At 63.3% G+C, this 21,895-nt stretch carries 27 protein-coding genes and 1 pseudogene; 13 read left to right on the plus strand and 15 right to left on the minus strand.

Annotation, left to right across the window (positions count from 1 at the left end):
- Window positions 1–247: 247 nt before the first annotated feature.
- Both GDA49_06980 and GDA49_06985 read left to right on the plus strand, forming a co-directional pair.
- Window positions 248–1,060: an ABC transporter permease gene (locus GDA49_06980; protein ID MBC6440142.1), complete on the plus strand. Its 813-nt coding sequence runs from the start codon at window positions 248–250 to the stop codon at window positions 1,058–1,060.
- A gap of 43 nt (window positions 1,061–1,103) precedes the next feature.
- Window positions 1,104–3,146: a CocE/NonD family hydrolase gene (locus GDA49_06985; GenBank protein MBC6440143.1), complete on the plus strand. Its 2,043-nt coding sequence runs from the start codon at window positions 1,104–1,106 to the stop codon at window positions 3,144–3,146.
- Here the strand turns inward: GDA49_06985 and GDA49_06990 are convergent.
- Window positions 3,143–3,811, minus strand: a complete 669-nt coding sequence (locus tag GDA49_06990) for an aquaporin family protein (protein ID MBC6440144.1) — start codon at window positions 3,809–3,811, stop codon at window positions 3,143–3,145. The two genes, GDA49_06985 and GDA49_06990, sit on opposite strands and share 4 nt — an antisense overlap.
- 157 nt (window positions 3,812–3,968) lie before the next feature.
- Here GDA49_06990 and GDA49_06995 point away from each other — a divergent pair.
- Both GDA49_06995 and GDA49_07000 read left to right on the plus strand, forming a co-directional pair.
- Window positions 3,969–4,052, plus strand: a pseudogene (locus GDA49_06995) (hypothetical protein).
- Window positions 4,053–4,205: 153 nt separating this feature from the next.
- Window positions 4,206–4,652 (plus strand): hypothetical protein, encoded by a 447-nt coding sequence (locus GDA49_07000; GenBank protein MBC6440145.1) that lies wholly within the window; start codon window positions 4,206–4,208, stop codon window positions 4,650–4,652.
- On the opposite strand, the gene GDA49_07005 is transcribed toward GDA49_07000, so the two are convergent.
- From GDA49_07005 to GDA49_07025, 5 genes are all read right to left on the minus strand, one after another.
- Window positions 4,595–5,020 carry a hypothetical protein gene (locus GDA49_07005; GenBank protein ID MBC6440146.1) on the minus strand — a complete coding sequence of 142 codons (426 nt, stop codon included), beginning with the start codon at window positions 5,018–5,020 and terminating at the stop codon, window positions 4,595–4,597. The genes GDA49_07000 and GDA49_07005 overlap by 58 nt on opposite strands.
- Window positions 5,014–6,858, minus strand: a complete 1,845-nt coding sequence (locus GDA49_07010) for an ABC transporter ATP-binding protein (GenBank protein ID MBC6440147.1) — start codon at window positions 6,856–6,858, stop codon at window positions 5,014–5,016. The genes GDA49_07005 and GDA49_07010 overlap by 7 nt, the downstream gene beginning before the upstream one ends.
- Window positions 6,858–7,733 (minus strand): ABC transporter permease, encoded by an 876-nt coding sequence (locus GDA49_07015; protein MBC6440148.1) that lies wholly within the window; start codon window positions 7,731–7,733, stop codon window positions 6,858–6,860. The genes GDA49_07010 and GDA49_07015 overlap by 1 nt, the downstream gene beginning before the upstream one ends.
- On the minus strand, window positions 7,730–8,677 hold the full coding sequence (locus GDA49_07020) for an ABC transporter permease (GenBank protein MBC6440149.1): 948 nt from the start codon (window positions 8,675–8,677) through the stop codon (window positions 7,730–7,732). The genes GDA49_07015 and GDA49_07020 overlap by 4 nt, the downstream gene beginning before the upstream one ends.
- A 139-nt stretch (window positions 8,678–8,816) precedes the next feature.
- Window positions 8,817–9,881, minus strand: coding sequence for an AI-2E family transporter (locus tag GDA49_07025; GenBank protein MBC6440150.1), 1,065 nt, complete (start codon window positions 9,879–9,881; stop codon window positions 8,817–8,819).
- 126 nt (window positions 9,882–10,007) lie between these two features.
- Between GDA49_07025 and GDA49_07030 the strand changes: the two genes are divergently transcribed.
- Window positions 10,008–11,264, plus strand: a complete 1,257-nt coding sequence (locus tag GDA49_07030) for an FAD-dependent oxidoreductase (GenBank protein ID MBC6440151.1) — start codon at window positions 10,008–10,010, stop codon at window positions 11,262–11,264.
- 24 nt (window positions 11,265–11,288) lie between these two features.
- Here the strand turns inward: GDA49_07030 and GDA49_07035 are convergent, their stop codons facing one another.
- Window positions 11,289–11,594, minus strand: coding sequence for a hypothetical protein (locus GDA49_07035; protein ID MBC6440152.1), 306 nt, complete (start codon window positions 11,592–11,594; stop codon window positions 11,289–11,291).
- Between GDA49_07035 and GDA49_07040 the strand changes: the two genes are divergently transcribed.
- Together GDA49_07040 and GDA49_07045 are read left to right on the plus strand one after the other, a co-directional pair.
- A complete protein-coding gene (locus GDA49_07040) occupies window positions 11,593–11,994 on the plus strand; it encodes a hypothetical protein (protein ID MBC6440153.1) in 402 nt (133 codons plus the stop codon). The two genes, GDA49_07035 and GDA49_07040, sit on opposite strands and share 2 nt — an antisense overlap.
- A 62-nt stretch (window positions 11,995–12,056) precedes the next feature.
- The gene (locus GDA49_07045; GenBank protein MBC6440154.1) at window positions 12,057–12,401 is read left to right on the plus strand and encodes a hypothetical protein; all 345 of its coding nucleotides are present in this window, start codon (window positions 12,057–12,059) and stop codon (window positions 12,399–12,401) included.
- Here GDA49_07045 and GDA49_07050 read toward each other — a convergent pair.
- From GDA49_07050 to GDA49_07065, 4 genes are all read right to left on the minus strand, one after another.
- Window positions 12,362–12,772, minus strand: coding sequence for a hypothetical protein (locus GDA49_07050; GenBank protein MBC6440155.1), 411 nt, complete (start codon window positions 12,770–12,772; stop codon window positions 12,362–12,364). The genes GDA49_07045 and GDA49_07050 overlap by 40 nt on opposite strands.
- A gap of 222 nt (window positions 12,773–12,994) precedes the next feature.
- The gene (locus GDA49_07055) at window positions 12,995–13,450 is read right to left on the minus strand and encodes a hypothetical protein (GenBank protein MBC6440156.1); all 456 of its coding nucleotides are present in this window, start codon (window positions 13,448–13,450) and stop codon (window positions 12,995–12,997) included.
- Window positions 13,451–13,804: 354 nt separating this feature from the next.
- The gene (locus GDA49_07060) at window positions 13,805–14,488 is read right to left on the minus strand and encodes a FadR family transcriptional regulator (GenBank protein MBC6440157.1); all 684 of its coding nucleotides are present in this window, start codon (window positions 14,486–14,488) and stop codon (window positions 13,805–13,807) included.
- A 63-nt stretch (window positions 14,489–14,551) separates the two neighbouring features.
- Window positions 14,552–15,574, minus strand: a complete 1,023-nt coding sequence (locus GDA49_07065) for a succinylglutamate desuccinylase/aspartoacylase family protein (GenBank protein ID MBC6440158.1) — start codon at window positions 15,572–15,574, stop codon at window positions 14,552–14,554.
- A gap of 170 nt (window positions 15,575–15,744) precedes the next feature.
- Between GDA49_07065 and GDA49_07070 the strand changes: the two genes are divergently transcribed.
- The 4 genes from GDA49_07070 to GDA49_07085 all read left to right on the plus strand — a co-directional run bounded on the left by GDA49_07070 (window position 15,745) and on the right by GDA49_07085 (window position 18,482).
- Entirely contained in the window at window positions 15,745–16,149 is a 405-nt protein-coding gene (locus tag GDA49_07070) for a hypothetical protein (protein MBC6440159.1), read from the plus strand.
- A 280-nt stretch (window positions 16,150–16,429) separates the two neighbouring features.
- Window positions 16,430–16,579, plus strand: coding sequence for a hypothetical protein (locus GDA49_07075; GenBank protein MBC6440160.1), 150 nt, complete (start codon window positions 16,430–16,432; stop codon window positions 16,577–16,579).
- Window positions 16,580–16,646: 67 nt separating this feature from the next.
- The gene (locus GDA49_07080; protein MBC6440161.1) at window positions 16,647–18,026 is read left to right on the plus strand and encodes an MATE family efflux transporter; all 1,380 of its coding nucleotides are present in this window, start codon (window positions 16,647–16,649) and stop codon (window positions 18,024–18,026) included.
- A 177-nt stretch (window positions 18,027–18,203) separates the two neighbouring features.
- Window positions 18,204–18,482: a hypothetical protein gene (locus GDA49_07085; GenBank protein ID MBC6440162.1), complete on the plus strand. Its 279-nt coding sequence runs from the start codon at window positions 18,204–18,206 to the stop codon at window positions 18,480–18,482.
- 22 nt (window positions 18,483–18,504) lie between these two features.
- Here GDA49_07085 and GDA49_07090 read toward each other — a convergent pair whose 3' ends face one another.
- From GDA49_07090 to GDA49_07100, 3 genes are read right to left on the minus strand one after another with little or no spacing between them, the layout of a single operon-like run.
- Window positions 18,505–18,975, minus strand: a complete 471-nt coding sequence (locus GDA49_07090; GenBank protein MBC6440163.1) for a hypothetical protein — start codon at window positions 18,973–18,975, stop codon at window positions 18,505–18,507.
- Window positions 18,897–19,574 (minus strand): hypothetical protein, encoded by a 678-nt coding sequence (locus GDA49_07095; protein MBC6440164.1) that lies wholly within the window; start codon window positions 19,572–19,574, stop codon window positions 18,897–18,899. Before GDA49_07095 ends, GDA49_07090 begins: the two co-directional genes overlap by 79 nt.
- 3 nt (window positions 19,575–19,577) lie before the next feature.
- Complete coding sequence (locus tag GDA49_07100; protein MBC6440165.1) at window positions 19,578–20,210, minus strand: DNA-3-methyladenine glycosylase 2 family protein; 633 nt, start codon at window positions 20,208–20,210, stop codon at window positions 19,578–19,580.
- A gap of 88 nt (window positions 20,211–20,298) precedes the next feature.
- On the opposite strand from GDA49_07100, the gene GDA49_07105 reads away from it, so the two are divergent.
- Window positions 20,299–20,643, plus strand: a complete 345-nt coding sequence (locus GDA49_07105; protein MBC6440166.1) for a DUF1989 domain-containing protein — start codon at window positions 20,299–20,301, stop codon at window positions 20,641–20,643.
- 63 nt (window positions 20,644–20,706) lie between these two features.
- Window positions 20,707–20,976 (plus strand): YbaN family protein, encoded by a 270-nt coding sequence (locus GDA49_07110; GenBank protein ID MBC6440167.1) that lies wholly within the window; start codon window positions 20,707–20,709, stop codon window positions 20,974–20,976.
- A gap of 64 nt (window positions 20,977–21,040) precedes the next feature.
- Here the strand turns inward: GDA49_07110 and GDA49_07115 are convergent, their stop codons facing one another.
- Window positions 21,041–21,829 carry a DUF861 domain-containing protein gene (locus GDA49_07115; protein MBC6440168.1) on the minus strand — a complete coding sequence of 263 codons (789 nt, stop codon included), beginning with the start codon at window positions 21,827–21,829 and terminating at the stop codon, window positions 21,041–21,043.
- Window positions 21,830–21,895 lie beyond the last annotated feature (66 nt).

Below are 21,895 nucleotides of genomic sequence, written 5' to 3' on the forward strand. Positions count from 1 at the left end.
AGGAGGCTCTCTCCCGGGACCGGTAGAGGGTTGGGGTGAGGGTAGACCTCGCACGACCAGGCGAAGCTGAGTCCCTGCTGCGCACCGGCGGTCTCCACCGCCTGGATGCCTTCGGCCATCACCTCCTGCCCGATCCCGTCGCCGGGTATGGAGGCAATCTTCAAATCGCTCACGCCTGTCCCCCGCCTGTTCGAAACCTTCATAGCCCGTTCTTGCTCGCGCGTGCTTCCGGCGATAGAGCAGTACCATGAGCGACACTCCGGTGATCAACCCTGATGCCACCCGTCCCATGCCACGTATCAACACCGTGGCGATGGCATCGCTCTATCGCTGGGAGGTGCGGCGTTACCTCAAGGGCTGGCAGCATTCGGTCGTCGGACCGGTGGGCACGACGCTGCTGTTTCTGGCGATCTTCGGGCTTGCACTCGGCGGACTGCGCGCCGACGTCCGCGGCATCCCCTTCACGCACTACGTCGTCTCCGGTCTCGTCACGATGGTCACCGTCCAGACGTCCTACGAGATGACGGCCTGGGCGACGATCGACTCCAAGATCCGGGGAACGCTCGCAGCGCTGCTCGGGGCTCCGTTGCGTCCCATCGAGCTGACCGCTGTCTTGCTCGCCGCCGGCACAACAGCCGGCCTTGCGACAGGCACACTGGCCTTGATCGGGCTCTCGCTCTTCATTCCGATCGTGCCGGCGTCAGTCGTTCTGATGATCGTCTACGGCGTGCCAGGCAGTGTTCTGGGGGCTGCGACCGGCCTCGCGACCGGTTTCTGGGCCACCAGATTCGACCACGTCGGCAATATGGCGGGACTGGTTGTCGGACCCCTGATCTTTCTCTCCGGCGTCTTCTTTCCAATCACGGCCTACGGCTGGGGATTCGACACCCTGGCACGCCTGAGCCCGGCGTTCTGGATCATCGACGGTGTGCGCAACGGCCATGTCGGCGTCGCAGAGGGAACGGTTCTCTCAACGCTCCTGCCTCTGATGATCGTGACGGGACTGATGGCCTTGCTCTGCCAACGCATCGTCGCTACCGGCTACAAGGTCAAACAGTGACGTGATCGACCACGATGCGCGCGGGTTCGGAGGGGACAACGTCATGAAACGCATTGTCGAACGGTTCTCCAATGCGGTGCGCGACATCGAGAACATCTGGATTCCGCTGTCGGACGGCACACGGCTGGCCACGCGCATCTGGATGCCGGACGATGCCGAAAAGAGCCCGGTACCGGCCATCTTGGAATATATCCCCTACCGCAAGCGGGAGTCGACACGGTGCCGGGACGAGCCGATGCACCGCTACTTTGCGGGTCACGGCTACGCCTGCCTGCGTGTCGACATCCGCGGTGCGGGCGATAGCGAAGGTGAACTCAACGACGAGTATCTTCAGGTCCACGAACTCGACGATGCGCTTGAGGTCATCGCCTGGATCGCCACGCAGCCATGGTGTGACGGCAACGTCGGCATGATGGGCAAGTCCTGGGGCGGGTTTAACGCACTGCAGACGGCAGCGCTGCAGCCCGAGGCACTGAAGACAATCATCGCCGTCTGCGCCACCGACGACCGCTATGCCGATGACGTGCACTACATGGGCGGCTGTCTGCTGGACGCAAACCAGATGTGGTCGGCGACCATGATGCTGTTCAACAACCGCCCGCCGGACCCCGAGATCGTCGGCGACCGCTGGCTCGACATGTGGAAGGAGCGCTTGGACCGCGACCAGCCCTGGGCCTTCGAATGGCTGCGTCACCCCAGGCGGGACGCCTACTGGAAGCATGGCTCAGTCTGCGAGGACTACGCCGCGATCAAGGTTCCCGTCTACACGATCGCCGGCTGGGCCGATGCCTACACCAATGCCATCCCCCGCCTCATGGCAGGTCTCGATGTTCCGCGCCGGGGCATCATCGGCCCTTGGGCCCACGTCTATCCGCAGGACGGCGCACCAGGCCCGGCGATCGGTTTCCTTCAGGACGCGCTGCGCTGGTGGGACCGCTGGCTTAAGGGCATCGAGAACGGCATCGAGAACGAACCCAACTACCGTGTCTGGATGCAGGAGAGCGTGAGACCCGCGACCGACTACGGGGAGCGCCCAGGCCGCTGGGTCGCCGAGGACACCTGGCCGTCGGCTCAGATCGAGCCCCGGACGCTCCACCTGAACGGCGACCGGTCGCTGGCAGACAAGATGCGCAGGCGTGGTCCCATTGTCTTTTGCTCGCCGGCTTCGACCGGACTCGACGGCGGCGAGTGGTGCGCCTTCGGCATGGCAGCCGAACTGGCCGGCGATCAGCAGGCCGATGACGGCAAGAGCGTGTGTTTCGACAGCGAACCGTTGTCTGATCGTGTCGAGGTTCTCGGCCAACCCGTCGCAGTGCTGAAGATCGCCAGCGACAAGCCCGTGGCACAGGTCGCCGTGCGCCTGAACGACATCGCACCCGACGGTGCGTCGACGCGTGTGACCTATGGTGCGCTGAACCTGACGCACCGCGACAGCCACGAACGGCCCCGCAAGCTCAAACCCGGCAAGACCTACACGGTCCGTGTGGCGCTCAACGACATTGCGCACGCCTTCCCCGCCGGTCATCGCATCCGCGTGGCGATCTCGTCGTGCTACTGGCCGATGATCTGGCCCGCGCCGGAAGCCGCCACCCTGACGCTGCAGGCGGGTTCATCGCTGTTCGAGTTGCCGGTGCGCGCGCCCCGCGCCTCGGACGATGACCTGCCGGCCTTCGAAGAGCCCGAAACCGCGCCGGATGTGCCGATCTCGCAGGTCAGCGACGGCCACTTTCACCGCTGGATCGAACGCAGCCTGATCACGGGCGAGATTTCATCGCATGTCGATGCTGACGGCGGGTTCTTCGGCAACGAGGGCACGATCCGTATCGATCCGATCGACACCGAGGTCTCGCATCAGCTGCGGCGGCGCTCCACGATCCATGACGGCGACCCGCTCTGCGCCAGTAGCCACCACGAACAGTCGACAACGCTCAAACGCGGCGACTGGGAGGTCAGAGTCGACATCCGGTCGCACCAGTGGTCGACGGCCGAGCACATCCATCACGAGGCCGAGGTCGATGCCTTCCACGGCGACAGAAAGATCTCCTCGCGCCGCTGGAGCCGCGGGTTCAGGCGCGACCTGCTCTAGTCCTTGTCGGCCGGCGGTAGCAGCCAGCGGAAGAAATAGACCGCCATCACGGCACCCACGATCTGGGACACGATGAAGGCCGGCATGTGTGCGGGCACGATGCCCGAGAACGTGTCGGTGAAGCTGCGCGCGATCGTGACGGCGGGGTTCGCGAAGCTGGTCGAGGACGTGTACCAGTAGCCCGCCGTGATCACGAGGCCGACGGCGTACGGGATTGCCTCGGGACGCCAGCGCAGGCAACCCAGGATCGCCGCAAGCAGGCTGAAGGTCGCCACCAGCTCACCGACCCACTGGCTCGCACCGGTCCGTTCTGTCGTCGAGGCGAACAGCAACGGCTGTTTGAACATGATGTGCGCGACAATCGTGCCGACCAGGGCGCCGATGATCTGGACCACGATGTAGATTGCGCAATCGCTCGGCGTGATTTCCTTGCGGATCGCAAAGGCGATCGTGACCGCGGGATTGAAATGCGCGCCCGAGACGGGGCCGTAGACCAGGATCAGAACGGCCAGGATGGCTCCGGTCGCAATGGTGTTGCCCAGCAGTGCCACGCCCGCGTTATACGGCGACTGCGTCTCGGCCATGATGCCCGATCCCACAACGGTCGCGAGCAGGAAGGCCGTACCAACGAACTCCGCCGCCAGCCTGCGTGTCAAATCGGTCATGCTTTGGTGTCCCCGCAAACAGCGCGCATCATGCAACGAAGACGCGACCGTTTCGTGACACATCAGCGTCCGCACCTCAACCATCCCCGGAATCCCGCCATGGCCAATCTCGACATCTGCTACCTGCCCGGAACTTGTCTGTCCCTGGACCTGCATGACCAGACTGCACGGCACGACACGCAACCCCTGGAATCTCGACGTCACCTGCGGTGCCTCATCCGGCGGGGCCGGTGCGACCGTGACGGAGATCAAGACTCCTTGAGCGCCCGACCTGGCCCACGCCTACGGCACCTGGGGTGGGCTGATCTATGCCGACGAGTTCTCGGACGCCGCCAACAACCATCCCGATCTGGTCCGCGCCTACACGCCCGTCTTCGATCGCGAAAACGAGAGCGTGACCTCACGCATGTTCCATCACTGCGTTCAGACCATTGGCGAGAGCCGGGCCGCGTTCGGTCCCGAGATCGCACGGTTCGGCGCCTTCATCTGCTCCGCCATCGGCACGACGGAGATTCCCGCCGAGTGGCCGGATTGGGAGCAGCCCGTCATAGTCAACGGCAGAGAGGTGGAGATCCACGACACCGTCATGACCGCACTTCTCAACAGCTTCAGCCGTTGCCAGGCCCTCGCCGTGCTGTCGGGCTTCGCACCGAACGGCGTGCTCAACGGCGTTCAGCTCTTGGGCAATCCTTACGACGGCACGACGGTCTTTCGCGTGGCTGCTGCGCTTGAAAACACTCTGCCGCTCTTTGGCCGGGCGCACCTCGAACGGAACTCTGACGTTCAGTTCGCCGATGCGACCAGCGTGTCCCCGAAGATGCCCGGGATGCGCCAGTACTGACGCCGAGCGCTGTCGACCGCCCCGTGGGAGGCGACAATCTCGGTGTAGCTGATCCTGTGAACGCATTCACCGTCCTGACCGACACCGAGAAACTCGACCAGCATCAGACCGTGGGCCGTGCCCAGGTCCATCGTGTTGCTGATTGCCATGTCGCCGGCGAGATCATCGTCGAGCGGAACGGCAGGGAACAGGTTCACACCGTTCATGTCCGCGCCCATCAACGCGCCCATTACCATCTGCTTGAGCTGCTCTTTGACCTGATCGTTCACGGGATCAAAGTCGCCATTGAACAGGATGTACGCAAAATTGCGCCGGTGATTCCTGTCGAACAGCCGGAACTGGACACCATGGCGAACCTCCGTCAGCAATCAGGCGTGCTCTGAGCCTTCAGGAGTTCTCGGTCGTTATGCTGGCAATAGATGACGTGACCGCTGCCCATTTGCTGGCGCGGCGCGGGCTGCGTGTCGCAGGTGCCGGGAATCATCATCGGGCAGCGCATACGGAACGGGCACGGCTCGTCGTGCAGCATCACATTGCTGCGCATACCGGCCTCGGCCTCCTGGGTGCCGATGATTTCTTCGAGCCAGCCCTGCCGCAGTGCCGGAACCGAGTTGATCAGCAGCTGCGTGTAGGGATGGTGCGGCGGCGCGAAGACCTCCTTGGTCAGACCCGCATCAATGATGCGGCCAGCGTACATCACCGCCACACGGTCGGCCAGTGAGGCGACCGTCGAGAGGTCATGGCTGATGAAGACATAGGCGACCTTGTGCTCCTCACGCAGCTGCTTCATCAGATCGAGTACGCGCGCGGCGACGACCGTGTCGAGCGCCGACAGCACCTCGTCGCACAGGATCACGTCAGGCCGGGCGGCGAAGGCGCGCGCGATCGAGACACGCTGGCGCTGACCGCCCGAGAGTTCGGACGGGAACCGGCCGGCGTAGTCGGGATCAAGACCGACCATCTCGAGCAGTTCGGCAACACGGTCATGCTTCTCGGATCCGCGCATGCCAAAATAAAGCTCCAGCGGGCGGCCGATGGCATCGTCGATCCGCTTCTCCGGATTGATCGACTGGTCCGGGCTCTGGAAGATGATCTGGATGCGGCGAAGCTGCTCCTTGGTGCGGGTGCGGGCATGGGTCGGCAGCGTCTCGCCCGAGAGCGTCACCTCGCCGGCGAGCGATGGATGCAGGCCCGCCATCACACGCGCGAGCGTCGACTTGCCACTTCCGGACTCGCCGACCACCGCCAGCACCTCGCGCGGGTAGACGCCGATGTCAATGTCGTGCAGCACGTACTGCTCGCGCTCAATCGTCTGGAACATCTTCGGGCGCTCGTAGGTCGCATCGACCTGCTTCACGGTCATGATCGGCATCTCATCGACGGCCGGGTCCCAATCGGACACCGCCGTCTCACGTGTGGGCTTGGGCTTCACGGCGCCCAGCAGCGTGCGGGTGTACTCTTCCTTCGCGTTGTTCAGGATGTTGCCGGTGTCGTTCTCTTCAACGACATAACCTTGGTTCATCACGAGGATGCGGTCAGACACCTGCGCCACAACGGAGAGATCGTGGCTGACATAGATGGCCGCGGTATTGTGCTCGCGAATGACATCCTTGATCGCCTTGAGCACCTCGATTTGCGTCGTCACGTCGAGCGCGGTCGTCGGCTCGTCGAGCACCAGCAGCTTTGGTCGGCAGGCCATGGCCATCGCCATCATAATGCGCTGCTGCTGCCCGCCTGACGTCTGATGTGGATAGCGGTGCGCGATGACCTCCGGATGCGGCAGGTCGAGCAGGTCAAGCAACTCCACGGCCCGCTTCTGCGCCGCGGCGCCTTCGGCGAAGCCGTGCAGCACCAGGCTTTCGACGATCTGATCGCCGATCGGAATCGCAGGGTTAAGCGCCGCCTGGGCACTCTGGGCGACATAGGCCACTTCCTTGCCGCGCAGATCGCGCTTGTCCTTGGCCGACATCTGGAGAACGTTGCGATCCTCCAGGAAGACACGGCCTTGCTTGAAGCGCGTGCCCGGCCGTGTGTAGCCGAGCGAGGCGAGCGCAACTGTGGTCTTTCCGGCCCCGGATTCGCCGATCAACGCGACGACCTCACCGGCGTTCACGTCGACGCTGCACTGGTGCACCGTCTCGATCCAGATACCGGAGGGAGGCCTGCCTTCGACGATCAGGTCCTCGATCCGCAACAGGGCCGTCACTAGGTGAGTTCCTCGGAAATGGCTCGGCCGGACTGTGCGCCCAGCCAGTCAACGATGAGATTGACGCCGACGGTCAGGATAGCGATGGCGAAGGCCGGTGCGAGCACGGCAACGTAAGCGCCGGTCTGCAAGGCGTTGAGGTTTTCGCGTACCATCGAGCCCCAGTCGGCCTCGGGGGGCTGAATGCCGAGACCGAGGAAGCTCAGGCTCGACAGGAAGAGAATGGAGTAGGTCAGCCGCAGGCCGAACTCGACTGCAAGCGGGCGGATCGTGGACGGCCAGATTTCGCGGAACAGGATCGAGAACAACGCCTCACCGCGGGCACGCGCCACCTCGACGAACTCCAGGGCCGCGATGTTCATCGCCACCGCCCGCCCGACACGCGCGACGCGTGACGCGTGCAGTACGGCAATCGTGCCGATCAGAACCGGCAGGCTGGATCCCAATGAAGCGATCACGATCAGCGCCAGAAGCAGCGGCGGGAACGACAGCATCATGTCAACCAGCCAGAGCGTGAAGTCGTCGTAGCGACCCTTGATCTCGGCGGCGGAGAAACCGACCACCATGCCCAGCAGAAAGCCGAGCACGGTTGCGGCGAGCGCCACACCGACCGTGAGTCGTGCACCGTAGAGCAGACGCGAGAACAGGTCACGACCGAGCGCGTCGGTACCCATTATGGTCTCGCCGGGCTCCTCGAAGGGCGAATCCGAGACGATCTCGCCGACACCGTAGGGTGCCAGCAAGGAGCCGATAATGGCCAGGACGAGGCCGACCACGACGATGATGATGCCCGCCCAAGCCCAACGATCGGGTTTCGGACGGGCGCGCTTGCTGCGCTTGCGCGGTGCGGCGACAGGAGCGACAGCATCGGTCATTTCGCATACCTCAAGCGCGGGTTGGCCATGATTGCGCCGATGTCGGCGCAGATGTTGAGCGCGATATAGAAGCCGCAGAAGATCAGGGCCACGGCCTGAATCTGCGGCAGATCGCGAAACACGACGGAGTCGACCATCAGGCGGCCGAGGCCCGGATAGGTGAAGATCACTTCAATGATGACGACGCCGCTGACGAGGTAACCCAGGTTCAGGGCGACGACGTTGACGATCGGTCCCAGCGCATTGGGAATGGCGTGGCGCATGATGATCCGCCACTTCGACACGCCCTTGAGCAAAGCCATTTCGATGTAGGCCTGCTTGAGCACATCGAGCACGGCGGCGCGTGTCATGCGGATGATATGGGCCAGAATCGTCAGCACCAGCGTCAGCATCGGCAGGAAGGTGTCACCAAGCGTCTCGAAAAAGTTGCTCCAGCGCGGTCGATGGATCACCGACGGGAACCAGCCGAGCTCACGGGCGAAGATGATGATCAGCAGGATCGCGATCACGAAATCCGGGATTGAGATGAAGAACACCGTGGTCGACGAGGTCGTGCGGTCGAAGGTGCCTTCGGGCCATGCCGCGCACATCAGGCCAAGCATCAATGAGAGCGGCAGCGCCACCACGGTGGCATAGAGCGCAAGATTGATCGTGTTCCAGATGCGCTGGCCGATGATACGGTCCACAGCCACCCCATTGGTGAGCGACGCACCGAGATCACCGGTCAAAACGCCGCCAAGCCAGCTGAAATAGCGCTCCCAGGACGGCGCGTTCAGCCCAAGTTTCTCACGCAGCGCGGCGACATTCTCCGGCGTCGCGGACTGGCCGAGGATCGCTTCGGCCACGTCGCCGGGCAGGATCTCGGTGCCCAGAAACACCATGATGGAAATCGCCCACAGCGTGAGCAGTCCCAACAGCAAGCGTCTGACGATCAGCTTGAACACGCCAAGCGCCTCCTCCTAGCCCCCTGCCGGTTGTGCGTCGCATCAAGCGTTATCGTTTTTCGCGCGCCGACATTTTCATCGTAGGGAAGCCAAACTGAAACGCAAGGAAGCTCATTTCAACGTCTGGACAAATTCGCTTTCAGATCGGTTTTCGCCATACCGATGAGCGCGGCCAGGCACGCAGCACCGCCTGCACGACCGTCGCCAGAGGAATGGCGAAGAACACGCCCCAGAGTCCCCAGAGACCACCGAAAATCAGAATTGCCACGATGATGGCGACGGGATGGAGGTCGACCACCTCGCTGAACAGCAGCGGCGCCAGCACATTGCCGTCAAGCGCCTGGATCACACCGTAGGCGATGACGACATAAGCGAACTCCCAGTTCGTACCGTGCTGAAGGAAGGCGACCACAGCGACCGGAACCGTCACCGCGGCCGCGCCGACGTATGGAATCAGAACCGAAAGGCCCGTGATCACGGCAAGGAGGATCGAGAAGTTCACCCCGAGCATGGCGAAGACGACATAGGTCACGCCACCGACAATCAGGATTTCCCAGAACTTGCCGCGCACGTAGTTGTAGATCTGCTCGTTGACCTCGTGCCAGACGGTGCTGGTCAGTTCGCGGTCCCGCGGTAAGAAGCTCACGACCCACGCGGTGATCTTCGTCTTGTCCTTGATCATGAAGAAGACGAGCAGCAAAACCAGGATAAGATAGACGATCACCGTCAGCAGTCCGACGATCGATGCGCCGGCGAACGACGGCATCAGTGCGGCGACCTCGACGACACCCGATCCCATCTGCGCCATCAGGTCACGCACCTGCGATTCGGTGACGAGGTCAGGATACTCTTCGGGCAATGCCAGGAGATGGCCTTGCAACTCCTGAGTCAGTTGCGGCAACTGCGCGACGAACTCACCGGTCTGGCTGAAGATGATCGGCATCAGCACCAGAAGAAACAGCAGGCTGGCAAGCAAGAAGCCGACAAAGACGGTGTTCACGGCGACAAGGTGTCCGATGCCGCGTTGCTTGAGCCACTGCACGAGGCCATCGAGCAGGAAAGCGATCACGATCGCCGCAATCACCGGCGCGACCATGTCGGCAACGAAAATGATGCCGGCCACCGCGATCAGCAGCACGCAGGTCAGAATCAGGACCTGGGGATCGGAGAATGTCTGGTGGAACCAATCGCGGATGGGTTTCATCGGCGGCCTTGATGACAGGTAAGCCGAGTGACCATAGGGAGACGACCGCCGTCCGGCAATACGGCGGCTTTGCCCGGGCGACCCTCTGCAGTGTAGGTTTCATTCGAAGCTGCGTCGGAGAAGCAGGTGTCCAGTGACGTTGATGTCGTGATCGTTGGCGCCGGTTCGGCCGGCCTGTCCGCCGCCAAGGCCGCCCGGAACAAGGGGCTTTCGTTCGTTCTTCTCGAAGCCTCGCATCGCATCGGCGGACGCGCGTACACCGAGGAGTTCGCCCAAGGTCAACCCTACGATCTCGGCTGCCACTGGATGCACTCGGCGAGCCTGAATCCTTTTGTCGCCATCGCGGAGGAGCACAACTTCGCCTATCGCCGCGACGGCCGCTGGCAGCGCGGCGTCTTCCAAAAGGGCGCGTTTCTGACCCCGGAGCAGGACGGGGAACTCAATCAAGCCTCCGAAGCATTTGAAGAAGCGATCGAGAAGGCCGTCGCCGACGGTAAGACCTGCTCGATCGCCGAGGTGGTCGATCTCGACAATCCCTGGGCACCCTACATGGCGTACTGGCACTCCCTGGGCCTCTCGCGCGACATTGATCAGACCGACGTGCGCGATGTCACGAACTACAACGATACCGACGAGAACTGGCCGCTCCCTGCCGGGTATGGCGCGCTTGTGGCCACTTGGGCCGCCGATGTGCCGGTTACACTCAACGCCGCAGTCGAACAGGTTGCCATGACATCCGATGGCGTCGAGGTCACGACGGCGCAAGGCACGGTGCGCGGCAAGACAGCGCTGATCACGGTCTCGACCAACATGCTGTCGTCGGGTCGTATCGCGTTCGAGCCGGGCCTGCCCGAATGGAAACTGGATGCCGCGCGTGAGTTGCCACTCGGCGTTCACAACCGGATCGGCATCATGCTGCACGAGAACCCGCTCCCACCCGACGCGCAGAATCACGCGACCATCCTGCTGGACGGCAAGGCCGTTCCCTTCGCCGTCGATGTCTGCCCCTACGGCTTTTCCTATGTCACGGGCGTGACCGGCGGCCGTTTCGGATCCTGGCTCGAGCGCGCCGGCCAGGCCGCCTCGGTCGAGCATCTGGTCGAGTGCATGCGAGCGGTCTGGGGCAATGATCTCGTCAAGCAGGTCACCGACCGTGTGATCGTCACCGCCTGGGAAGGCGATCCCTGGACGCTGGGCTCCTACTCCGCCGCAACGCCGGGCAACGCCCACCAGCGCGCGGAACTCGCCCGGCCCGTCGACGACCACATCTTCTTCGCCGGCGAGGCGACATCCGGCGAGTTCTTCGCGACCTGTCACGGCGCCTACCTGACCGGCATTCGTGCAATCGACGAAGTCGCAGGGGCGCTCGGCACCGACGGCTGATTCTGTTGGCCCCTTTGGGATCGGTCACGCTACTGTTCGGTTGTCTGCGATCCAGATAACAGAGATCGCGCCAACAATGGGATGAAGACCATAGACAATAGGCAAAAAAGACGTCCTCATCCGCGAGTTTCTGAAGGGCAAGGTCTCACGCCGCGACTTCCAGAACGGTCTTGTCGGCATGGCTCTGGCCGCGGTAGCGGTCGGCACCTGGTGGAGAGCACGATCAAGAAAGCACAGGCCGCGACGCTCCAGTCGGGCAGCAGCCTCGACTGACAGCAGCGCTGACGACACGTTCGATTCCGCGCTGATCACGGCCAGCGTGGACATCATGCGTTCGGGCCTGCTCTGCAATCGCCTGATCGACGACCTGCCGGACCAGGACCCGGTTGGCAATCTTGCGACCGAATGGGGAGCGGCCGCCGACGCGATACAGTGGCGCATCACCCTTCTGGACGGCGTCGAGTTCCACAACGGCAAGACCATGACAGCGGCCGATGCGGCCTATTCGTTCAACCGTCATCTCGACCCCGAAGGCGGTTCGCCGGCAAACGCCTGTCTCGGTAACGTCGACAACATCGTCGCCGACGGCGACAACGTGGTCGTCTTCAACATCAAGGCGCGGAGAGCCGACGTCCCCTATTTGCTGTCGGAGTATCACTTCACGGTGCAGCCCGAGGGCGCAGATGTGGCGAGCTGCGTCGAAGGCGAAGCGATCGGCACCGGCACCTGAAAGGCCGACGAGATCGAGACCTTCGACATTCCCGACAGCTCGGTCCGCGTGAATGCACTGCTGTGTCGAACGAGAGCTTCGACAACCTCGTTCTGGAAGCCCGCAAGACCTTCGATACGGACCTGCGCAGGGAGCTCTATCGTGAGATCCAGAACGTCATGCGCGACAAGAGCTTGTCGGTCATGCCGGTCTTCACCAATTGGCTCGACACCTACTCGACCCACGTGAAGGACCTCAATGGTCATCCGCATGGCTCTGCCCGCTGTATGTACCGGGTAAGACGTCTGGCTCGACGAAGGCACCGCCTGATCGGTGTTTCATGCCAAAGAAGAATGGCCATTCCCGCAACGGAGCGGCCCTTCGCCTTTCACATCAGGTCGCGCGGAATGGCTCGTTGGAAGGTCTGATCGAGGACGGCTTGGCCGGCGTCCTCCGCAACGATCCGGGTTTCGACATGGAACGACACGGCGTCGCAGGTCACGACGGTCACCGCTTCAACCATGGTCTTCCAGTCATCCCGTTCCTGCACGATGCGCCAACCGACCTCACCCCGATAGGAGAGCGGATCACCATCGACGATTGATTGGCGTTCCCAGCCCAACTGGTCGACGGTCGTGCCGTGGCTTTCGATGCGATAGACGCCATCGTCCTCGTCGAGGACGAAGTCAGTTCGACCGCTGGCGAGATCGGTCACGACACTGCGGGACCGACCGAGCGGACGCAGCCGGGTCACATCCGTGGGCTGCGGGATCTCCGGCTCCTCGAACGCGGGGAGCATCGCATCAAGTTCGCCGTTCTCTCTGACCGGAAGGTCGAGAGCGCTCGCTCAGCAGTCGACAGTCAGACTCGCGCATTCCGGCGCCTGCCAGAGCAGCGGCCAGGCCTCATGGCATGCTCGCTCGCCGGCTTGACGGAATCATGGAGCCACAGACGAACCATCGGTTCCGCATCGATACTGTTTTCGACGCCCTTCAGCCAGCGATCCCATCAGCGCAGGCAATCATGCAGAAAGCCGATCGCGGGCCCGGGTGCGGCAAGGTGCGGATAGCCATGGGCTCAGGGGTCCGATCAGACATCGGCGCGGCACCTTCAGCCCGGCCATCAACTTCAGGGCCGTGTTGGTGTAACCATCAGCCCAGCCGGTCACCGCATAGACAGGGCATTCGATGGCGTCCCAGTCCTCGCACACCGAGCCATGTTTCCAATAGTCGTCACGCCGCTGATGGCTCAGCCACGTGGCGGTCGGGAACGGCAGGTTTGTCAGGCGCTCCTGCCACAACGTGCGCCAGGCCTCGCAGACCACGTCCGGATCAGGCGGACGGGCGAAGTAGGCCTGGGCCTGTCCGCCCCAGGAGATGCCGATCATGCCGCAGGCGCCGGTGCACCACGGCTGCTCCGCGATCCAGGCAAATGCTGCGAGCATGTTGTCCTGCTCCTGCCGGACGTACTCATCCATCGGTGCACCTTCGTCATTACCGGAGCCACGAATGTCGAGCCGGATGGCGGCGTAGCCATGTCCAGCGAACCAGCTGATGGATCAGCTCATCCCGAGGCAGGGTGAAATCACGCTGGCGATAGGGGGCATGTATTCGATGATCGCTGGAACCGGATCGTCCTCGGCGTCCCCGGGTAATCAGATTCTGGCGGCCAAACGTGTGCCATCCGGCAGCGGTATCCACTGATGCTCGATCGTCCGGACCTTGCGCGGAAACGCGGTTCTGACCGCAAGCCCGCCCCCCGGCGGCAACAAGATTGACCATGGCAACGCCTCCCGGCGGCCACGATAGCCGCCGGGCATCGCCGAGGAGAGCTAACGCGAACCGACGATGCGGCGCTGGGCGTTCTGCAGGTGGGCGCGCATGGCGACCCGTGCGCGATCACTGTCATGATCGGCAATCGCCTCGAAGACGGCCTCGTGCTCGTCGCGGAGGATGCGCACGCGCGCGCGCTGCTCGTCCCTGCTCAGGCTGCGCGCCATATTCATGCCGTCCTGGATGTCGTCGTGCAAACTCTCCATGGTCTTGGCGAAGAGGTCGTTGCCCGCGGCCCGCGCGATCGCCATGTGAAACGCGAGATCCTCCTGCTTGCCCAGCCGGCCGGCCTTGGCCACCTTGTTGCAGGCGTCGTTGGCGACACGGATCGCGCGCAGATCCTCGACCGAGCGGCGCAGGGCGGCCAACGCGGCAGCCTCGCACTCGAGCGCGATACGAAACTCGAAACAGCGGAGCAACTGCACCGCGTCCGATGCGGTGCCGTAGCGCAGCATATCACGAACCGGGCGATGCCGCACATAAGAGCCTGAGCCTTGGCGCGAATCGATGATGCCGTCGGCCCGCAAACGCGCGAGCGCCTCGCGCACCACCGGTCGGGAGACCTCGAACATGCGACAGAAATCGTGCTCGCTGGGCAATCGCTCGCCCTCGGCAAGAGTGCTGTCGACAATTCGTTCGACGATCTGCTCGTAGACGCGATCGCCCAGTTTGGATGCACGCAACGGGGAACGCCGCGGCCAGGACACCTCTGCGGTGTCGGACTTGTCAGTCTTCGTCATGTCTCTTCAGAAATTGGGTTCGTCAGTGTCAATTGCCTGATGGAACAGGCAGTCGCCGGGTTCGACCCGGCCAATGGCGCGCATGCAGATCACCAGGCCATCAGCGCGAAAATGGACAGGAATGGGATCCCGTTCCGGATGCTCAAGGTTGTGGACAGTGCCGGCGAGCTGGCCGGCCTGGGCCTCATCGCCCAGTTGGGCAGTCGGCACAAAGACGCCATAGTCTGGCGCAAACAGGTAGAGCTCATCGGGATCACTCGACATCAGTCGCATCGGCCCCGTGTCCTCAACCGCCACATCCGGCAGCACGTCGGCCGCTGCGAGCAGGTTGCGAACGCCACGCTCGACGAGCCCGAGACAGCGGGGGTCGACGATCCCGAAGCCGCCGAACTCCCCGCCGATATCGATCCGCCCTTGGCGCACGGCCGCCCCGCCTGCGGCGTTGGACGAGAAGGTGGCATTCCAAAGCTGACCATAGGGGCCGCCGAAAGCCCGCATCAGCGCGTAGGACTTGCGGTCGAACGCCGGATCGCCAGAGAGGGTGACGCCAACAAACGGAATGTACGTCAGGGAGCCGCCACCGGAATGCAGGTCGACGTAGATATCGGCCATCGGCATCAGCGTATGCTCAATGTAGTGCGCAATCTCATACGTCGGACCGAGCTTCGGGTCGGCCGGAAAGATGCGGTTTAGGTTGGCATCGTCGAAGGGCGAGGTTCGCTGGCCTGCGCGCGCGGCGGGCAGGTTCGCCGAAGGCAGGATGATCATACGACCTGCCACGTCGCCGGGCTCCAGCGAACGAATGAGGTTGCCAAGCGCGATCTGCCCTTCGTACTCGTCGCCGTGATTGCCAGCCATCAGCAGCACGGTCGGCCCCTCGCCGTTCTTCACGACACAGATCGGGATCGGAATCACGCCATAGGCCGAGCGCGTCACGGAGTACGGCAGGTGGAGACGCCCGACCTGTTTTCCGTCGCGTTCGAAGTCGATTTCAGTGGTAATACTGGTGGCGAAGACCGACACGGCGATCGGGCCTCCAGAGTTTCGATGGCGGACTAAAGTGGGCGCGCATACTACGCAGATGAATCAGTCAAAACCGTCCAGGATCGCCATAAGAACCTTTCAACTTGTCGTTCTCGTATCCATGTTGTCGTTTCCGGCATATGCGGACTGCGGTCTTCAGCGCGCCCTCGCGATGCATGGCGAGGCGGCTTTTCCCGACGGACCGCCCGCCTCGTTTCCTTGGACCAACCCCCGACGCACCCGTCGGCGGGACCCTGAATCTGGCCAAGGTCGGCACCTTCGACAGCGTGAACCCCTATATTGTTCTGGGTATCCCGGCGCGCGGCCTCGGGCTGGTCTATCAAACCCTGATGTACCGCTCGCCTGTGCTGATTCTGATCGGCGATGCCGACAACTGGACACCAGCCAATCTTTGCGTGGCGCTCACCGAACGCGTTTCCGAGAGTTCGGCCCCGGTCGAGCTGGTGGTCTACAAAGGCGCCACGGCACCTACTACGGGCACAGACTGGTCTATGACGAGGCCGCCTATCTCGACAGCGTCGAACGCGTCAGGGCCTTTCCCGTCACTGCAACAGGCGTGAATTTAGGAGGAGGACGACATGGGCACAGGACAGTGAATTCTGAGAGGCCTCTTGTGTGCCTTCGTTCGCACCGCTGGATTGGGCCATACCGCCCACGCCGAGATGACCGAGGCCGGCGAAACATTGAACGCCGAAACGATCGAAGCGGCGTTGACCGGGAGCGCATCAATGGGCGTCAACGAATACGGGCAAACCCTATACTGTCTGGTTCCTGCCCAGGGGCAGGCTGAACGGGATCGCCGGGCACGACGACGAGTACGCAGACACGAGCGAGTGATGGATGAAGGACGACTTCTTCTGCCGCCGTTGGAACATCTGGGTCGGCGGGGCGACTGGCTGTTTCCAGGTCGTGGTCAACAGGTCGATGATCTACTGGCTCGACCACAACAGCCAAGTCGTTCGTGAAGAGGAGTACGTCGCACCGGAGTAGCTGGGTCTCCATCGTAGCACCGGGGGTCGGACTGGGCTAAACAGCGTCCGACTCACCAGTTTCTCCCATGCCGCTTGTTCCACCCGATCTGGCGACACGTCCGCCGCCTGCCAACCTGCGCGACCATATCGTCCGCACGTTGATACTCGCGGTCCCTGTGATCGTCGCTCGCTGCGGCCTTCTGATCATGGTGACAGTCGATACCATCATGACCGGTCAGGCGGGCGGGCAGGAGCTTGCCTATCTGGGCATCGCCTTTGCCCCCCATCTCACCATGCTGGTGATCGGCATCGGCCTGCTTTCAGGCACCGTGATCCTGGTGTCGCAAGCCGACGGTGCCGGGCGTATCCGCGACTGCGGACGTGTGCTCTGGATCGCGCTGTTCGACGCGGCGGTCATGGGCCTGCTCTGGGCGGCGCTGCTGTTTGAGGGCGAACGTCTGCTTCTGCTGACAGGCCAGGACCCCTATCTCGCCCGTGGCGGCGGCCACGCGCTCACGATGTTCGCCTGGGGTATGCCGGCGATCTATCTCTTCACCGCCGCCTCGATGTTCCTGGAAGGCATCGGCCGGGTAAAACCCGGCATGATCATCATGCTGCTGGCAAATGTCGCCAACGCCGGGCTCAACTGGGTTCTGATCTACGGCCATCTGGGCTTCGAACCCGGTGGCGCAGCCGGCGCCGTGCTGGCGACCAGCATCACCCGGTGGCTCATGTTCGGCTGCATCCTAGGTTACATTCTGCTCATGGCCGACCGGCATGCCTACGGTGTGCTCGCGCCGCTTCGCGGGTTCTGGATGCTGCAACGCCGTTTCCTGCGTCTGGGCGTGCCGATGTCGCTGTCCTACGCCTTCGAAACCACGGCCTTCCTGTCGATCACCATCATGGCGGGATGGCTGGGCGCCACGCAGGTCGCCGCTTACCAGGCCTCGCTCAACGTCGTGGCGTTCTGTTTCATGATCGCGATCGGTATGTCGACGGCCACCTCGGTGCGTGTCGGCAACGCTATCGGGCGGCGCGACCGGACCGGCATGGCGATGGCAGGCTGGACCGGCACCGGCCTGATCCTCACGGCCATGATCCCGCTCGCGATCATCGTTGCGCTCTTCCCACAGACTCTTGCCGGCATCTACACCAGCGATGCCGAGGTCGCCGCCCTGATCGTGGCGACACTCACCGTCGCGGCGCTGCTCATCCCCGGTGACGGCCTTCAGGGCGTCCTGCTCGGCGCCCTGCGCGGTGCGGCCGATGTCTGGCCCACGACAGCGCTCGGCTTCCTCTCCTTCTGGATCATCATGGTGCCGTCTGCCTGGTACCTGGGGCATCAGGCAGGCCTCGGCCTTCCCGGTCTCCTCTGGGCCCAGCTGATCGGACTTTCGGCCGCAGCACTCTTCTTCGGCCTCCGGTTTCTGGTGATTTCACGACGCGACATCAGGCCCTTCGCCTGAGACGCCCCCACTACGCCGTCATGCTGGTGAGACATTTGCTTCATCGTGGCGTTGCCAGATCGATTCACATTCGCGGCCATGCTAAATCTCATGCTAACCGATTCCACCCTCGGACTTCCACTCACCGGCGCGATCGATCGCCTGCATCAGGCACGCGTCGTGCAGGATCTCACCTCAGTGACCGAACTCGTCGCCGCCAATCCCGATCTCAGCCATCCGGGTAAGCACGACCGCGTCATACCGGAAACCGGCGCGCTGTTCGCCGCGGTCCGCTCCTGCGCACCCGATGCTCGAACCACCATCATCGACAAACCGGAGACCGACATCGCCGCCACCCGTGCACCCGGGATGGATGCCATCCTGCTCGGCACTGCGCCCGGTGCCGAGGTCGCGGCCGTCGCCAATCTCGTCCGCTCCAGCTCAAGGACCCAGTGCATTTTCACTCGTTCAGATTGATCCAATCTGAACGGGATATGCTCTAGGTCGGGCCCAGAAGCTCGAAATCGGCGCAGCCACAGGCCTGGCCGTTGATCTGGATTTCGACCGCATGCCCACCCGGGTGGTGCCTTCTGGTCGTGCGCTCCTGAAGCGAGCGCTTCGTCGCAATTGATGTCCGCTCGCCAGCCTCCAGGGTGATCTCCTTCAGCTTGAAGACCTTGGGTGCGGTGCTGCCGTTGGCCGTGCGGTAATGGACAACATAGTCGACCATCAGGTTCTGGGCTTTCCTTGCGGTCGAGACGAGATCGAAGGCGATCGCCACCGTGCCTTCCCACGACACCGGGTCAGGCGTGACCGACACGTTCTCCAACCGGACGCGCGGCGTGTCACCGAATCCGAACATCGCCAGCGCCTTGGGATGACCGGCCTTGATCAGGCTTCGGCAGGCGTGGCGCATGATCCAGGTCGTGTGCTCATTGTCCCTGTCCCAGCCCTCGACCAGGTCGAGCATGGTCTCGGGATGATCCTTGCCGATGTCGTTGAGATGGTTGGCGACCGATTTGCGAACATAGGGTTCGGGATCGGCCCTGAGCGGCTCGAGGATGGGAAACGCCGGTGATGGATCGGCGACCAGGGCAGACGGGGCCGCGACCCCTCGCTCGCCAGCCGCCGGACATGGTGGTTTCGGTCTTTGGCCCAGGCCCGCATGTGCTTCAACGTGTCGTTGGGGTCGTCCAGGAAGAAGTGGCGCACCGCGAACTCGGCAGAGCCGTACCGGGTCAGACTCTTGAGCGCCTTCATCGAACGCTTGCGATCACCGCGTCCGTAACGCGCGACGAACTCCGGGCCGAACGACGCCCGGAAGTGCCCTTCATAACGCGGCGCGACCACCGAGACGACGGCGAGAGCCGTTGCATAGTCGTCCGGCAGATGCGCTGCGCAGAGGTCGGCTGTGCGCTGCAGGCGCTCCATGATGGAGAGCCGCCCCAGCCCCTCACATGCCGCGGCGACGAAGGAAGCACGGTCGAACCCCTTGTGCGCGTCGGCGAGCGCCGACGCGAGATCCTCGAAGAAGGCGGGATCGAACCAGTTCTTGAGTTCATAGGCCAACGTTCAGGCTCCGGTCGCGGGATGGCGGTAGTAGGCCCAGAGCATCCGGGCCGCTACCGCACGCCAGGGCCGCCATGCTTCGGCCATGGCCTCCAGTTCCTTCTGGGTCGGACGCGGGTCGAGGCCAAAGACGCGGCCTGCCGCGATCTGCAAGGCCACATCGCCGGCAGGCCAGGCATCAGCCCGCGCCAGACAGGCAAGCAGATAGATCTCCGCCGTCCAGGGGCCGATCCCCGGCAGAGCGATCAGCGCCTTGCGCACACTGTCGTCATCGTGGCTAGCGAGTTCCTTGAACAGGCCGTCATGGCAGGCACCGGCCACACCATGAAAAGCCCGGCCCTTGGCGCGGGTCAACCCGAGTTCGCGCAGGCGGTCGACGGACACGGCGGTGATCGTTGCGGGATCGTGCGGATCAAGCTCCGCGATCAGGCGCGACCAGATCGCCGCCGCGGCCTTGAGCGAGATCGACTGTTCGGTGATCACGCGTAGCATGGTGGCAAGCCCGGGCTTCGAGAGCCGCAGCGGAGGATCGCCGATGGCGGCATGCACATCGCCGAAACGCGGTTCAAGCGCCACCAGTTCGTCGACACAATGGCTCAACGCCTTGCGTGTCCTGATCGTTGCGGGTCGGCCCATGCCGCTCCGTCCGGCCATTCTGTCGGCACCCAGGATGCCCACAATCCCGGGCGGTTTTGGGCGATCCGGCCGAATTGGGGAGAACAACATGGCAGAGCAGCAGACGGTTCGCAAGGCTGCTCACGTCAAGGTGGGCCGGCGCATCAAGATCATCAACACCCACGGCGAGGTGGTCGACACCGGGGCCTTCAATGCCGAGGACATCGCCGAATATATGGCGATGGACACCACACGCGCCTACAACCAGCGCATGTCGCCCTTGGTCGGCGACGATCTCGTCACGAACAAGCACCGACCCATCCTCAAGCTGGTGGAAGACACCTCGCCTGGCCGCCTGCGACCGCTGGCGCTGTCACCTGCTTGGAGCCGAGGACGATCACGACAACTGCGCCGACAATCTGACCTCGGGCCTGACCGGACTCGGTCTCAGTGAAACCCACACGCTGGCACCGCTGAATCTGTTCATGAACATCCTCTAGCAGCCCGACGGCACTCTATTCTGCTTGTCGCCGCCTTCACCTTTGCCAAGTCCTCGGACTGTGTGCACGCCTGGTTTGTCGGCCATTGCGTCTTCGGCCCCCTGATCAGCGACTGGCACCGTCATGGTGCCATCGATCGCCGCGCGAATACGGTCGGGTTTCTCTCAATGGTCGCCGTGTTCATCATTTCTCTGGCACTCGGCGGCGGCACCACCGTTTTGGTGATCCAGACCATCGCGCTGACATGCGCCGGAGCGTTCGTCTTGTCGCGTCCCGAGCCGCCATGACCATCTAAACGAAAAAGGGGCGGCCGAGGCCATACCCTTTCCGTCACCACAACTGCGGTTGTTGCTACTGCGCTGCTTCCGGCTGGGCCGCTGCGGCCACTTCCTTGGGCTGGAAGATGCAGAAGATCTTGCGGACCGTGCCGACGCTGTCCCACTGGTAGATCATGCCCTTGGGCACCATGAAGGTGTCGCCGGCCTTATAGGTCGTGGCCTGGCCGGTGCCGTCAGTGATCGTGACCTCGCCTTCCAGGATGTGCATCAGCTCGTTGCGGCCGAACGGCGCGGGTTTGGTGTGCATCTCGGTGGTGGTCCACAGGCCCACGGTCATCTGCTTGGTTGCATCCTCGAAGAAGATCTTGATGGTTTGCTCGGGCACATCGCCGATGTAGCGTGAGGTGTCCTGCTCGCCCACGGGATCAAGCGCCTGGTCGTGCGCGAAGGTGCGGACCTTCAGACCATCGGCATCCAGCGTCTCACCCGAGGGATCGTCGTGGATGACGTAGAACTTGCGGATGTCCTCGGTCTGCTCCCAGACGCACGGCGTGCCCTTGGGGATCACGAAGCTCTCGCCGGCGCACACCGTGTCGCGGGTGCCGTCATCGTGGATCATGGTGACCGCGCCTTCGAGCACCAGCATGTACTCGTTTACGTCGTAGGGACCGGTCTTCGAGGTCATCGGCGTGCAGTGCCAGACACCACTGGTGAGCGTACCCGTCTCGTCGGTGAAGTAGTTGTGACCTGACTGTACGGGGTCGCCCGCGAGCAGCGCGTCGGCGGGGATTTTCTCCCACTCCGGCATGCCGGTGTCGGCAGGCCCATGGGTGGAATAGGTGATGGGGGTCAGGGCGCCCATGAATCTTTCCTCTTCAGTCCCGTTCTCGGTTACTCGTCCGCGGCCGCGACACGGGCCATATTGTAC

Source organism: Rhodospirillales bacterium (assembly GCA_014323865.1).
In the GTDB taxonomy this organism is placed as follows: Bacteria; Pseudomonadota; Alphaproteobacteria; order SP197; family SP197; genus SP197.

Coding starts and splice junctions, on each gene's coding strand:
- GDA49_07015 (MBC6440148.1), bottom strand. CDS start 7,733: ATGACCGATGCTGTCGCTCCTGTCGCCGCACCGCGCAAGCGCAGCAAG.
- GDA49_07040 (MBC6440153.1), top strand. CDS start 11,593: ATGCGTTCGGGCCTGCTCTGCAATCGCCTGATCGACGACCTGCCGGAC.
- GDA49_07070 (MBC6440159.1), top strand. CDS start 15,745: ATGGCGAGGCGGCTTTTCCCGACGGACCGCCCGCCTCGTTTCCTTGGA.
- GDA49_06990 (MBC6440144.1), bottom strand. CDS start 3,811: ATGACCGATTTGACACGCAGGCTGGCGGCGGAGTTCGTTGGTACGGCC.
- GDA49_07035 (MBC6440152.1), bottom strand. CDS start 11,594: ATGATGTCCACGCTGGCCGTGATCAGCGCGGAATCGAACGTGTCGTCA.
- GDA49_07080 (MBC6440161.1), top strand. CDS start 16,647: ATGCCGCTTGTTCCACCCGATCTGGCGACACGTCCGCCGCCTGCCAAC.
- GDA49_07100 (MBC6440165.1), bottom strand. CDS start 20,210: ATGGGCCGACCCGCAACGATCAGGACACGCAAGGCGTTGAGCCATTGT.
- GDA49_07055 (MBC6440156.1), bottom strand. CDS start 13,450: ATGGATGAGTACGTCCGGCAGGAGCAGGACAACATGCTCGCAGCATTT.
- GDA49_07090 (MBC6440163.1), bottom strand. CDS start 18,975: ATGCTCGACCTGGTCGAGGGCTGGGACAGGGACAATGAGCACACGACC.
- GDA49_07025 (MBC6440150.1), bottom strand. CDS start 9,881: ATGAAACCCATCCGCGATTGGTTCCACCAGACATTCTCCGATCCCCAG.
- GDA49_07115 (MBC6440168.1), bottom strand. CDS start 21,829: ATGGGCGCCCTGACCCCCATCACCTATTCCACCCATGGGCCTGCCGAC.
- GDA49_07105 (MBC6440166.1), top strand. CDS start 20,299: ATGGCAGAGCAGCAGACGGTTCGCAAGGCTGCTCACGTCAAGGTGGGC.
- GDA49_06985 (MBC6440143.1), top strand. CDS start 1,104: ATGAAACGCATTGTCGAACGGTTCTCCAATGCGGTGCGCGACATCGAG.
- GDA49_07075 (MBC6440160.1), top strand. CDS start 16,430: ATGAAGGACGACTTCTTCTGCCGCCGTTGGAACATCTGGGTCGGCGGG.
- GDA49_06980 (MBC6440142.1), top strand. CDS start 248: ATGAGCGACACTCCGGTGATCAACCCTGATGCCACCCGTCCCATGCCA.
- GDA49_07050 (MBC6440155.1), bottom strand. CDS start 12,772: ATGCTCCCCGCGTTCGAGGAGCCGGAGATCCCGCAGCCCACGGATGTG.